This window comes from Acidothermus cellulolyticus 11B (genome assembly GCF_000015025.1).
GTDB lineage: Bacteria > Actinomycetota > Actinomycetes > Acidothermales > Acidothermaceae > Acidothermus > Acidothermus cellulolyticus.
The window spans coordinates 1,542,396-1,555,486 of the sequence record NC_008578.1 but is presented as its reverse complement, the minus strand read 5'-3'; the positions used below and the strand labels follow the sequence as shown (position 1 = coordinate 1,555,486).

Annotated in this window: 10 protein-coding genes; 6 read left to right on the top strand and 4 right to left on the bottom strand. The window is 69.0% G+C overall.

Features of this window, described 5'->3' with window-relative positions; genetic code table 11:
• Positions 1–82: 82 nt before the first annotated feature.
• Complete coding sequence (dxs, locus tag ACEL_RS07180) at positions 83–1,978, top strand: 1-deoxy-D-xylulose-5-phosphate synthase (RefSeq protein WP_041835564.1); 1,896 nt, start codon at positions 83–85, stop codon at positions 1,976–1,978.
• Positions 1,979–2,141: 163 nt separating this feature from the next.
• On the opposite strand, the gene ACEL_RS07175 is transcribed toward dxs, so the two are convergent.
• The 3 genes from ACEL_RS07175 to ACEL_RS07165 all read right to left on the bottom strand — a co-directional run bounded on the left by ACEL_RS07175 (position 2,142) and on the right by ACEL_RS07165 (position 5,308).
• Positions 2,142–3,017 (bottom strand): hypothetical protein, encoded by an 876-nt coding sequence (locus ACEL_RS07175; protein ID WP_011720227.1) that lies wholly within the window; start codon positions 3,015–3,017, stop codon positions 2,142–2,144.
• Between the two features lie 257 nt (positions 3,018–3,274).
• Positions 3,275–4,525, bottom strand: coding sequence for a ribonuclease D (locus tag ACEL_RS07170; protein ID WP_011720226.1), 1,251 nt, complete (start codon positions 4,523–4,525; stop codon positions 3,275–3,277).
• Between the two features lie 165 nt (positions 4,526–4,690).
• The gene (locus ACEL_RS07165) at positions 4,691–5,308 is read right to left on the bottom strand and encodes a LuxR C-terminal-related transcriptional regulator (RefSeq protein WP_049751622.1); all 618 of its coding nucleotides are present in this window, start codon (positions 5,306–5,308) and stop codon (positions 4,691–4,693) included.
• A gap of 504 nt (positions 5,309–5,812) precedes the next feature.
• Here ACEL_RS07165 and ACEL_RS07160 point away from each other — a divergent pair.
• Genes ACEL_RS07160 through ACEL_RS07150 form a run of 3 tightly spaced genes read left to right on the top strand, consistent with a single transcriptional unit; the run spans position 5,813 to position 10,154 of the window.
• The gene (locus ACEL_RS07160; protein ID WP_011720224.1) at positions 5,813–7,570 is read left to right on the top strand and encodes a S8 family peptidase; all 1,758 of its coding nucleotides are present in this window, start codon (positions 5,813–5,815) and stop codon (positions 7,568–7,570) included.
• The gene (locus tag ACEL_RS07155; RefSeq protein WP_011720223.1) at positions 7,567–9,054 is read left to right on the top strand and encodes a hypothetical protein; all 1,488 of its coding nucleotides are present in this window, start codon (positions 7,567–7,569) and stop codon (positions 9,052–9,054) included. Before ACEL_RS07160 ends, ACEL_RS07155 begins: the two co-directional genes overlap by 4 nt.
• A complete protein-coding gene (locus tag ACEL_RS07150; protein ID WP_011720222.1) occupies positions 9,051–10,154 on the top strand; it encodes a sensor histidine kinase in 1,104 nt (367 codons plus the stop codon). Before ACEL_RS07155 ends, ACEL_RS07150 begins: the two co-directional genes overlap by 4 nt.
• A 42-nt stretch (positions 10,155–10,196) precedes the next feature.
• On the opposite strand, the gene ACEL_RS07145 is transcribed toward ACEL_RS07150, so the two are convergent.
• A complete protein-coding gene (locus tag ACEL_RS07145; protein WP_011720221.1) occupies positions 10,197–10,814 on the bottom strand; it encodes a DUF3000 domain-containing protein in 618 nt (205 codons plus the stop codon).
• A gap of 169 nt (positions 10,815–10,983) precedes the next feature.
• On the opposite strand from ACEL_RS07145, the gene ACEL_RS07140 reads away from it, so the two are divergent.
• Both ACEL_RS07140 and ACEL_RS07135 read left to right on the top strand, forming a co-directional pair.
• On the top strand, positions 10,984–11,865 hold the full coding sequence (locus ACEL_RS07140; RefSeq protein WP_011720220.1) for an ABC transporter ATP-binding protein: 882 nt from the start codon (positions 10,984–10,986) through the stop codon (positions 11,863–11,865).
• Entirely contained in the window at positions 11,862–13,079 is a 1,218-nt protein-coding gene (locus ACEL_RS07135) for an ABC transporter permease (protein ID WP_011720219.1), read from the top strand. The genes ACEL_RS07140 and ACEL_RS07135 overlap by 4 nt, the downstream gene beginning before the upstream one ends.
• The last annotated feature ends 12 nt before the right edge of the window (positions 13,080–13,091 follow it).

The window sequence follows — 13,091 nt, the reverse complement described above, 5'->3', positions numbered from 1 at the left end:
GACTCAGGCCGTGGCGATCGACCACCACTGCGGTGCCGGCCGCGGCGCACGGATTCGGTCCGGCGAGAGAGGCAAGGTGGCCATTGGTCTGCTGGAATCCGTCAACACCCCCGAGGATCTGCGTGCGCTCGATCATGCGCAGCTGACCCGGTTGGCCGGCGAGATCCGCGACTTTCTCGTGCAGGCGGTGTCACGAACCGGCGGCCATCTCGGCCCGAATCTTGGCGCCGTCGAGCTCACCATCGCCCTGCACCGGGTCTTCGATTCCCCGTCCGAACCGATTCTCTTCGACACCGGGCACCAGGCGTACGTCCACAAGATTCTCACCGGACGGCGGGACGGGTTCGCGATGCTGCGTCAACGCGGGGGTCTCTCGGGCTACCCGTCACGAGCTGAATCCGAGCACGACTGGATCGAGAATTCGCACGCGTCGACCGCGTTGAGTTACGCCGACGGGCTGGCGAAAGCGCTCGCCCTGCGGGGGGAGAGGCGGACCGTTGTCGCCGTCGTCGGTGACGGCGCCCTGACCGGCGGAATGTGCTGGGAGGCGCTCAACAACATTGCGGCGGCGAAGGATCGCAGCATCGTCATCGTCGTCAACGACAACGGCCGGTCGTACGCACCGACGATCGGCGGGCTGGCCGCGCATCTCAATGCACTGCGCACCAACCCGAATTACGAGAAGGTACTGGCGCGCGTCAAGGACGTGCTGAGCCGTACGCCACTCGTCGGGGAGGCGCTGTACGACACCCTGCACGGCATCAAGAAGGGGTTGAAAGACGTCCTTACGCCGCAAGGACTTTTTGAGGACCTCGGGTTGAAATACCTTGGCCCGATCGACGGCCACGATATCGGCGCCATGGAGCATGCTTTTCTTCAAGCGAAGCGGTTCGGCGGCCCGGTCATCGTGCATTGCGTGACGCGGAAGGGGTACGGTTACGCACCGGCCGAGCGGGATGAAGTTGACCACCTGCACGGCCCGGGTGCGTTCGATCCGCGCACCGGCAAGGAAATGCCCAAACCCCGCAGCTGGACGGCTGTCTTCTCCGAGGAAATCGTGCGGATCGGCGCGGACCGCCCGGACGTTGTTGCGCTGACGGCGGCGATGCTGCATCCGGTAGGGCTGGCGGAATTCGCCGCGGCGTATCCGGATCGCGTCTTCGACGTTGGGATCGCCGAACAGCACGCGGTGACCTCTGCGGCGGGCATGGCGATGGGCGGCCTGCACCCGGTGGTCTGCGTGTATTCGACGTTTCTCAACCGGGCGTTCGACCAGGTGTTGATGGACGTCGGCCTGCACGGCCTCCCGGTCACGTTCGTCCTCGACCGCGCAGGGATCACCGGAGATGACGGTCCGAGCCACAACGGCATGTGGGATCTGGCGATTCTTTCCCTCGTGCCGGGGATGCGCATAGCTCTGCCGCGCGACGCCCGGCGGCTGCGCGAATTGCTCCACGAGGTCCTCGCGGTGAGCGACGGGCCGACCGCGATTCGTTTTCCTAAAGGCGAATTGCCGGCCGACGTTGAGGCGGTGGACCGGATCGGCGGTGTGGACGTGCTCCGGCAGGCGGACGACGCCGAGGTGCTGCTCGTCGGTTACGGGCCGATGAGCCACGTCGCGTTGGAGGTCGCGGACCGGTTGGCCGCGCACGGTATTTCCGCCACGGTGGTGGATCCGCGGTATCTGCTGCCGATGGATCCGGCGCTGCTGACGCTCTGCGCGGCGTACGCGCTCGTGGTCACCATCGAAGACAATTGCCGGCAGGGCGGGGCGGGAGCGACGCTCTCGCTCGCGTTGCGGGACAAGGGCGTGGACACCCCGGTGCGCATTCACGCGATCCCGCAGCGCTACCTGGCGCACGGCAAGCGGGCGCAAGTGCTCGCCGACATCGGATTGTCCGCGCAGGACATCGCCCGCTCTGTGGTTGAAACCGTTGCAAGCCTCGGCAGCCTCGACCGTCAGCCGGTGATCGACTGACGCCGCCGGCGTCCGGAGCAGGGTAGCCGGCAGCGTCCGGACCGCGGCGTCCGGGCCAGGGCGGCCGGCGTCCAGACCGGAGCACGCGCCGGGTGCGATGCCGCCGCGGGGAAGCGGCGTCCGGCCGGCGCGGCGTTCAACGCTTCGCGCCGGTTTAGCCGGCTTAGTGATACAGGACGTCGCGCAGCCACCGCTCGTCGCGGGCGGCGGGATCCCGCAGCACGATCCGTACGCCGTCGCCGTCCCCGGCAAGGCAGACTTCATCGGCGGTGACGAGAACCGGGCGGACGAAGCCGCGATTCTCGTCGTCGGTGAGCATGGCGGCGGCGCGCACAAACGCCGGATCGATCCGCGACAACTCAAGCCAACCGCGATGGCGCATGGGGGCTGCGACGGCGCGCATCCCGCCCGCGTCGGCCGCGATGGCACCCCGGAACACCGCAGAGCCGAGCAGCGTCACCACGTCGCAATCGCCCATCGGGTGGAGGGGCCGCCGTGGTTCCCGGCGCCACCGCACGGTCGCCAATGCGCCCATGTTCTCCAGATACTCGTACGCCGCCCGCCACCACTCCGTGGTGTCAATGTTCGTGGCGCGGAACACCCCGGGTGGGACAACGACAACCCGCTGCGGATCGGCGTCGTCCAGTCCGACGATGCCGATCCCGAGGTCGAGGCATCCGCCGAGGATGTGCTCGCACACCCAGTCCGGCCCGGGGTGCAATTCGTGTCCGATCGGCAGGCCAACCGGGCGGGCTGATTCGGCGAGCTCGTCGATGCTCCGCTCCGCAAGAGCCCGCCGGAGCCTTATCCAGCGGAGCAATCTGCGACGAGCCAGGGCGGTCTGCGGCGCCGCGTTGCGGATCGCCTCGGCCACTTCGGAGAATGTCAGCCGCACCACAGGCACGCCCGCAATGACGGCTCCGTCGTCGGTCGGGGTGAGGTCGATGTCGGCGGTGACGCTCACCGCGAGCAGGCATTGCCGCAGTGCGACAGACGACGCCGAACTCTCGGCGTCGGACTGATTACGTGCTGGCGCCACGCCCCCCTCCTCCGGCTATACGTAGGACGGTACCCCTCGCAGGTTGCCCCCGATACCCCGAGAGACGAAAACGTGACGGTTGGGAAAACCGTGTCTCGTGAGGTCCGCGTGTTACCGCCCGGGGTCGGTGCGTCGGCGGGCAGGGTCGGTGCGTCGGCGGGCGCAGGCGGTGAGCGTGCGGCGTCGGGTGTCGGGGACGGCTAGCGTCCTGTGCCCAGTGCCGAGGAAGCGTCCGCTGCCTCGGGCCACCGGATCGGCTACGGCGAGGTTGAATGCCTCAGCTCATGCAGCTCGACACGTCGCAGCGCCTTGGCGAGCGGTTCTGCGGTCAGGCCGACCTGCCAAGGCCGGGCGCCGAGCCGCCGTAACGCGGTCGCGACAGCGTGATCATCCAGCGAATGCGGTGGCTGCCAGGCGAGCCGGCGGACGACGTCCGGTGCCAGCAGATTCTCGGCCGGCAGCCGGTGTTCGTCGGCGAGAGCAGCGACGACGGTTTTCGCGACCGAAAGCCGGGCGGCGGCGTCCGGGCTCGCCTCCGACCAGCGATGCGCGGGCGGCGGACCGTCAATATTCGGCGTCGGCGCGGGAAGTTCCGCCTCACCGCACGCCGTCGCCCGCCCGATGGCGTCCCACCACTCGTCGAGGAATTCCCGTGCCGGCCGGGCGGAGAATTCCGGGGTTGCGGCGAGTTCTTTCTTGCTCCGGAATTTTCCGGTCGCGGCGCGGATGATTGCCGAGTCTGAGAGCACTTTGCCGGGCGACATATCCAGTTCGCGGGCACGACGGTCACGGGCATGCCAAAGTTCCCGGACGACGGCCAGCTGACGCCGTCCCCGAACCTGATGAATTCCCGAGACCCGCCGCCACCGTTCCACCGGTGACGACGGAGGCGGCGCGGTACGCACATGCTCGAATTCCTCGACCGCCCAACGCAGTTTTCCTTGACGCTGCAGCTCGGTATGCAAAATCTCCCTTAGTTCAACGAGAACTTCGACGTCGAGTGCCGCGTAGCGCAACCACGATTCCGGTAAGGGGCGCCGTGACCAATCGACCCGGGCGTGGTCCTTGTTCAGCCGGAAACCGAGAAGCTCCTCCACCATCGCGGCAAGCCCAACCCGGGGATAGCCGGCAAGCCGGGCGGCGAGCTCGGTGTCAAACAATCGAGCGGGCCGCAGGCCGAGTTCAGCGAGGCACGGCAAATCCTGTGCTGCGGCGTGTACGATCCACTCGGCTGTCGAGAGCGCCTCATGCACCGGCCGCAGGTTGGCGAAGGGGAGCGGGTCAATGAGGAACGTGCCTGCACCCGGCCGGCGCAGTTGGACGAGATAGGCCCGATGCCCGTACCGGTAGGCCGAGGCCCGCTCGGCGTCGACGGCGACCGGTCCGTCGGCCGCCGCCAGTGCGCGGACTGCAGCGGCCAGCTTCTCCGGTGTGTCGACCACATCCGGCGTACCGTCCCGCAGACTCAGATGCGGTCGAACCTTCGCAACGAGTGGAGAGTCGGACACGACCCAACGGTAACGAGCCGGCCGGTGGGAAGGCGGCCGCGCGGCGCGTGCTCAACCGATCGGACACCTTGGTTTGGGTCAGGATGTAAACCCGCGTATCCGATGACGCCGGGACTCACCGAATGATGCCGCGAGGCTGTCGCGCGCGCCAGATGACGCCGGCACTCACCGAATGATGCCGGCGCGCATCGCGAGCGCCACCATCTCGGCGCGGTCCCCAGTGCCGAGCTTGCGGGCGATGCGGGCCAGGTGGCTCTTGACGGTCAGTGCCGAGAGTCCGAGCTGGTCCCCGATTTCCTTGTTGGACCGACCGTCGGCGACCAACCGGAGTACCTCGATCTCCCGGCTGGAGAGGTCACCGATGCCTTCGTTGCTGGCGTTGTTGCGCAGCCCAGCCGCCAGGAGGGAGGCCACGGCGGGGTCGGCGTACACACCGCCGTCCAGCACTCGGCGCACCCCGTCGGTGACCACCACCGGCGAGGCGGATTTCAGCAGATACCCCTGCGCGCCCGCGACAAAGGCTGCGCGCACCGAGTACGGGTCGTCAGCGGCGGAGAGGACGACGAGCCGGGGCCATCCCGCGGCCCGCAGTTCAGCGATCAAATCGAGCCCTGAACCGTCGGGGAGGCCGACGTCCACGATGCAGACGTCGCACGGTCCGACCGACCGGGCCCGGGCCCTGGCCTCGGCGCAACTGGCCGCTTCTATCACCTCCCGCGCCCCCATCGCGGTGAGCCGGCTCACCATGGATTCGCGGACCAACGGGTGGTCGTCGACCACCATTGCGGTGAAACCCGCGGAGTTCCCCGGCTGGGGCGGCACGTGCTCGGCCAACGCCGTCACCCTGGTCCCTCCTCTGCTCGTCGAGGTCGGCTTACCCGACCCGGTGTCACCCGGAGTCATCGGATGCGGCGGCCGCGGGCTGAAGCATTCGCCGACCCTTGCGTGCTGCATTCGCGGTAACCGGCTGTCGGTCATTTGCCGCGGTGCTCGGCCGGGCGACACATAGTGGCGAACGCCGTCTCGCCACGGGCGTTCCTTGCCGCGGTGCTCGGCCGGGCGAGGCCGCAGCGAGCCGCCGTGCCAACCGCCCAGCGCGAGTGGCGTCAGATTATCCAGTTTCGTCCCGTTCTTGGGCTGTTTCGGGGTATCGATACGGCCGCTCGTCCTGCCGGCTTGCTCCGATCGGGCGGTTTGCTGCCTCCTGCAACAGTTGGATGCCGCGGATGCCGACACCTCCAGCAGGGAGTCGACCGGGCTCCACGTCGACGAGACGCGAGGGGACGGATGATCGTGCAGGCACTCCGCAGATGGCTGGCCGCCGGGGCCACACTGGCAGCAGCGCTCGGCATGGTGGCGGCGACCCCGGCCGCAGCCGAAACCGCTCAGCAGCAAGCGGTCGTCGCTCTCGCGGGGACCGCGCCCGTGCTCGTTCCGGGTGTGCACCTGCAGGCTCTGCTGGACGCCGTCCACGTCGAGGTCGTCACCGGCGACACGGCGGCGCTCACCGCACTGGCGCAGCAGCCGGGGGTCCTCGGTGTCGCGCCCAACGTTGCCGTTGACGTCGCCGGGTTTGCCTACGGCCGTGGGGGCAGAGGCGGCGGTCATGACGGAGGCGCCCAGGGCGGCGGCACCGACCAGAGCTCGTCCGGCAGCAGCGGGGCCGCCGATACGTCCAGCGACTCCGGCAGCAGCGGCGCTACGTCCGGTGACTCCGGCAGTTCGCCGGTTGACGGCGTTCTCGCGCCGACGACGCTTGGCGCCCCGGCCGGCCAGCCGGGGGCCGGCGCCGGTGTCACGGTCGCCCTGATCGACACCGGCGTCAGCGACACGCCGGCGCTTGATCGCGCCTCCGGTCGGCTCGTGGACGCCGTTGACACCTCCGGGCTGAACACCCGCGGTGGTCACGTTGTCGAGAACGGCACGTTCACAGACGGCTACGGCCACGGCACCTTCATGGCATCGCTGATCGCCGGCGGCGTGGTTGATGGCACGAACGGTACGGCGCTCGGCGTGGCCCCCGGGGCGACCGTTGACGTCGTCAAGGTCGCCGACGACACCGGCCGGAGCTCGCTCGCGGCGGTCATCGCCGGACTCAACTGGGTCGCCACCCACGCGAATTCGGTCGACGTGGCCAACCTGTCGATGAGCGTGACGCCGCCGACGTCCGGCTACGGCATCGATCCGCTGAATTTCGCCGTCACCCTGACCCGGTACGCCGGAGTCACCGTCGTCGTGGCTTCCGGCAATACCCCCGGTGTGGTGGGTGATCCCGGTTTCTCGCCGGATGCCTTGACCGTCGGCGCCGCGGACACCACCGGCGACACCCCGGTGGTCGCCAGCTTCAGCGGCTATGGCAACGTCGACGGCATTGTCAAGCCGGACGTCGTCGCCGCAGGTGTCAACATCCTGGGCGAAATGCCGGCAGACACGGTGATTGCGCAACAATTCCCCAATGGGCGCCAACCCAATGGGCTGTTCCGCGGCTCCGGCACCAGCCAGTCCACCGCAATCGTCAGCGGTCTCGCGGCGCTGTACCTGCAAGCGCACCCGCATGCCAACCCGTGGGTGGTCAAGTCCGCCATCCGCAACGCCGCCACGCCGATTCAGCCCGGGTACGCCGACGGCCAGGGACTCGTGGGTGTCCCGGGCGACGGGGACGCGCGTCCGCTCAACACCGGTGAGCAGGGTCTCAATCTGCGGCAGTGGTTCTCGACGGTCTCCTACTGGGCGCCGGTCTGGCCGCTCGCCCGGATGTGGGGCGCCCGGATGTGGGGTGCGCGGATGTGGGGCGTCGACTCGTGGGATGCGCGGATGTGGGGTGCCCGTATGTGGGGTGCCGATTCCTGGGACGCGCGGATGTGGGGCGCCGATTCCTGGGAGGCCCGGATGTGGGGTGCGCGGATGTGGGGCGCCGGCTCGTGGGATGCGCGGATGTGGGGCGCCCGTATGTGGGGTGCGCGGATGTGGGGCGCTGATGTCTGGGATGCGCGGATGTGGGGCGCCCAGATATGGGACGCTGTGAGCTGGGGTGACGGATCATGAGCCCAACCTGGCGTCTCCGGCTCGTCGCCATTCTGGCGATCGGGGCCAGCCTGCCGCTCGCCGCGGCGACGCATTGGGGCCATCCCGCACTGTGGGCGTTGCCGCTGCTGGTGATCCTCGTCGCTGCCGCGAACATCCTGCGGATCAGCATCACCATCGCCCGCATGCTCGTGACCTTCACGATGACCGAGGGCGTTCTTGCCGGCGCCTTCCTCCTCGCCCCCGGTTGGTGGATCGTCCCGGCGACCTGCCTCGGTCTCTTCCCGGCACTCCTGCGGCAGCGGTCCTCACCGCTCAAGGTTTTCTACAACCTTGCCCAGTACTTCCTTACCGGCACGCTCGCCGCCTACACGGCGGTGCACCTGCACGGCGGTGTTGTTGCCTGTGCAGCGGCGATGGCCATCTGGTGGATGACCGACCAAGTGATGTCGGCGATCCCGCTGTCGATCATGGGCCGGCAGAGTCTCCGAGCCATGATCTTCGAAGACGCGGGCGTGTACGCCGTCCACGCCGCCGGCACGACGAGCGTCGGTCTCCTCGCCTCGTGGCTCATGGTCCACGCACCGTTCGGTCTCCTCGGGCTGCTCGTGCCGGTCTTCCTCCTCTGGGTGGCCTTCGACGAGCAGACGTCCAAGAGCGCCGAGGCCCGGCTCTTCGCCGAGCTCGCCCGCGGTCAAGAGCAGGCGGTCACGCATTCGGTGGACATCTCCGCCCGAGTCGTCCTCACCGCGGCCGCCCGGGTGCTCGGCGGTGCCGATGTCGAGCTGGTCGTCCTGGAGCATGAAGGCCCGGTCGTCTACACCGGTGACGAGTCCGGACAAACCCAGCGCCGACCGGACCCGCACGCCTTCGACCAGCCGTGGGCCTTGCGCGCACTGGGCGCCCGGGGCGTGTTGGTCGGCTCTGAGGAGGGCCGTCCGTTCTGCTCAGCCGTCATCGGCAAGCACGACCGACCGTTGGCCGTCATGATCGCGCGACGGGCCGAGGGGAGCTCGAGCTTCGGACGTCGTGAAGTTGCTCTGGTCAAGGTGCTGGTGGGCCAGGCGAAATCCTGGCTCTCCGTCGCCGATCTCGCGGCTGCCCGCGACCGCGCGATGGCCCGGGCTCACGCGGCGGACCAGGCCGCCCGCAGCCTCGGCGACCTTGGAGCCGACACCGCGCCGGCGCTCGACATGCTCCGCGAGTCGGCGACCCGGCTTGCGCGGCTGGCCAGCACCGGCAGCAACGATGCGGTCCGGGAGATCGTCGAGGAATTGCACGCGGTGGAACGGGCGGTTGCGTCGCTGCTCGGTGCCATTGCGTTGGCCGCCGATCCGGCGTTGCGCGAACTGGACGCGACTCCCAGTGCACCGGTCCGCCGCGAAGGCGAATGGACCACGACCGGCCTGCTGCCGGGAACCGCCAAGCCGGACGGCGTGGCACCCGGAATCCGGCTGCCGGAGGCGGCGCAGCCGGACAATGAGCAGACACAATCAGTGCGGTGAAACCGTTTCGTGGACACGGATTTCCGCTTGCGGTCTGGACGAGTGGTCTTGCGGCCGCCAGCGGAGTAGCCGCGCTGATCGTCGTCACGCTCGGTCTCGTCGCGGCTGATCGACTGGACGCAGCAAGCTGGCTCGCGCTTGGTGTTGCGCTGGTCGTGACCGCGCTGTGCGCCTGGGTCGGCTACCGGGCAGGGCGGCGGTTCGCGGTTGCCCTTCGGCATTTGCGGGAGAACGCCACGCATCGACTGGAGGACGCCCACGCGCCGCTCGTCGGCGACAGCAAGGACCACGTTCTGGTCAGCGCTGTTCCCGAGCTGCTGGAGTTGGCCCGGGCATTGGAGGCGCTGCACCTGCGGATCCGGGTCTCGGACGACGTCGCGGCCCGCCACCGCCAGTTGGCCGAGACGGCAAGTGCCGGCATGTTCGAACTGCTCTCCGGCCTGGTGGAGGCGGAGGAATCCGCCCGAGGTCAGCTCTCCGCCGAGCTGCATGACACGGTGGCGCAGACCCTGATGCTCGCGCGGTCGCTGCTCACCTCGCCGGTGGTGGAGCCATCCGATCTTGTCACGATCCGTGAGCTGGTCGCCGAGGCGGAGGACCAAGTGCGCGCGGTGATGGCCCGGACCCGACCACCCGCGCTCCGCGACGGCGATCTCGCGCAGGCGGTGCTTGCGCTCCGCGACGACCTGCGCACGCGGTACGGGCTGGAGGTTCTCATCGAGTGGCCGAGTTCGCCGTACCCGCTGCCGTTGGTCACCGCGGTGACGGTGTACCGGTTCTTCCAGGAGGGGCTGCTCAACGTCGTCAAGCATGCGGACGTCGACATCGCCCGGATCTCGCTGACGGTTGACGAAACCCACGTGGTCGCCGTGGTTCACGACGACGGCCCGGGCTTCGACCCGGAGCAGGTCCGGCCGGAGCGCGGCCGGCATGTCGGGCTTGGCTTGCTGCGGGAGCGGGTCCGGCTGGCCGGCGGTTCGCTGGACATCACCTCGTGGCCGCAGCCCGGGACGACGCTCACCCTGCGGATGCCGCGCGGGGCGCCGAGCGGGCCGCTTGCGCCGAGCAATCGGCGGAGCGAGCCCGTGCCGTCGTCGTAACCCGGTTCAGTAACCCGGATCGGCGTCGGGTCGTCACCCGGCTCAGCGCCGCCGCGGCGGCCGGGTCGCGGCGGTCCGCCGGGCATCGCCCGGTGGGGGGAGAACGGCTACTCCGGGCGGCAATGGCGGCAGCCCGGCGGCCGAGGCGAGCACTTCGCCCCACGCCTCGAGATGAGCGGTGAGGTCACCGGACGGCGTCCACGATGCCCGAAGCTCGACGTGCGCGCTCGGCGGCCTGCTGCTCATCGTCCCGAACGACTCCGACAGGACGCGGGTCACCGTGCCGCCCAATGCAACCGGCATGGCCGGCTCGAACCGGTGCGTGAGGGCTTCCGTGAGCCAGGTCCACGCCACCGCGGGGAGGAACGGATCGTTGGCCATCTCCGGTTCGAGCAGGGCCCGGACGTACACGACGACGCGGGTGTCGCCCTGCCAGGTCTCTTCGCCCGCCGGATTGTGCAGGACGACGAACCGACCGGTGGCGAGCTCCTCGCCGGCCGCGTCAATGTCACCGGTGAACGCGAGGGCGAACGGCGCGAGCCGCTGCGGCGCCGGTGCTTCGGCGAGCCGGATTTCCGGACGCAACCGCACAGCGCGCAACCCGGCGATCGCGCGCGCAAATGCCTCCGGCGGCTCCGACGGCCGTTGCCGACTCGCCACCCTGGCAGCGTAGGACGACGACGGGTTTGTTCAGCGGATCCGCCCGCCGTGTCGCCCGTCGTCCGCAGGGCCCGCCGCGCCTCCGGGGTCGGTTCCGTCCGCTCGGTACGATCATCCGGGATTCGTCAGGTGAGAAGACCGGACGTCGCTCGGCGCGGAAGGCGGGGCCATGCTCGAGCTGCGCAGTATCACCAAAGCGTTCGGCCCGCGCCGGGTGCTGGACGCCGTATCGATGACGCTGCGCCCTGGGGAGATCACCGGATTTGTTGGAGCCAACGGCGCCGGTAAGACGACGACGATGCGCATTGTCATGGGACTGGTTCCGTACGACTCCGGCGCCTTGCTCTGGGACGGCGCACCGCTCCGCCTCGAGGAGCAGCGCACCTTCGGCTACATGCCGGAGGAACGCGGCCTGTACCGCAAGCAGCCGGTCCGCGAACAATTGCTGTATTTCGGCCGGCTGCATGGGATGTCGAAACGACAGGCGGCGCAACGCGCCGATGAATTGCTCGACATTTTTGGCCTCACGTCCCGCGCCGGGGATAAACTCGAGCAGCTTTCCCTGGGCAATCAGCAGCGGGTGCAAATCGCCGTCGCCTTGATGCATCGGCCCCGAGCGCTGATTCTCGACGAACCGTTCTCCGGGCTGGATCCGGACGCCGTCCATGCGATGGCCGGCCTGGTACGATCCGCAGCGGCTGAGGGTGTGCCGGTGCTGTTCTCCAGTCACCAGCTCGATCTCGTCGAACGGCTCTGCGATCAGATCGTCATTATTTCGGCCGGAAGGATCGTCGCAGCCGGTTCGGCTGACGCACTCCGCGCCCGGCACGCCCCGCTGATGCGGTTGGATGCCCCGGCTGTCGGTGAATGGATCCACGAAATGCCCGGTATTACCGTCACCGAGAAGACAGCGGACCGGGTGGTGTTCATCCCCGAGACGCCGCAACGGGCGCAGGCGGTGCTGCAACGGGCGCTGCAATCCGGGCCGGTGACGCATTTTGCCGAGGTGATCCGGCCCCTCTCTGAGATTTATCAGGAGGTGACGCGATGATACGCCGGTTCCGGCGCGCGTTTCGCCGCGCGGCGTGGCCGCTGGTCGCCGGCCGCGAAATCCGGGTTTCCGCGACGAGCATGGCGGTTCGGGTCTCCACCGGCATCACGCTGCTCGCGGTGCTGGGCGGCATTATCGCCGTGCATTTCCTTACCAATCGGGTGACGACGTACCGAGTGGGTGCCGTTTCGGCGGATGCCTCGGCAATTGTGCAGACCGTGGCCGGCCGGCACGGCACCATTGTCATTCGGGAGCAGGAATTCTCCGATCGCCAGTCGGCGGAAGCCGCCGTCCGATCCGGGCGCATCGACGCGGCGCTCGTGCCGCCACGCGACGGCTCGGGCTGGCTGGTCGTGGCGAAACGTACGCCCAGCGCCACGCTCGTCGCCTACCTGACGCAGGCGGTCCAACGGGGCGTCCTGCAGGACGCCGCCGTGCGGGCCGGTCTTGCCCCGAACGCACTCATTGCCGCGAGCCGGGTGACCCCGGTCGCGCTCGTCCCGCAGCGCCAGGACCAGGCCGCGGATCGCGTCATTGCAGCCGCTTTCGGTGTGCTGTTCTTCGTCTCGTGCCAGCTCTTCGGCACCGCGATGTCCACCGGAGCGGCCGAGGAGAAAGAGTCGCGGGTCGTCGAGGTGCTGCTGGCGGCGATACCGGCACGCGCTTTGCTGGCAGGGAAAATCGTCGGAAACGTCGCCGTCGCCTTTGCACAGATGACGCTGTACGCCGCAGCAGCCGCGGCCGCGGCGGCGGCCGTCGGCGGCATCCCGCATCTGGACGCGATTCTTCGGTCCGGCGGCTGGTTTCTCCTGTTCTACCTGGTGGGTTTCACCACCGTCGCGTTCCTCTTCGCCGGGCTCGGCGCGTTGGCGTCCCGAATTCCCGATGTTCCTGCGGCGACGATGCCCATCCAACTTCTCGTTATCGCGACCTATATTTTCGCCCTCATCGGCAAAGGTGCGGCCGTGACGGTCGCCTCGTTCCTTCCGGTGCTCTGCACCGTTGCGATGCCGCAGCGCATTTTCGCCGGACATGTGCCCGGTTGGCAGGTGGGGTTGGCTCTCCTGGCTGCGGTTCTCTTCAGCGGGCTGGCGTTGACGCTGGCGTCGCGGATATACCAGGTTGCGGCTCTCCACAGCGGCGTTCGGTTGAGACTTCTCAGTACCCTGCGATCCGCGTCGCGCCGGCCGGCACCGGCGTCGGCAGGTTCCTGACCGGCCGCAGGT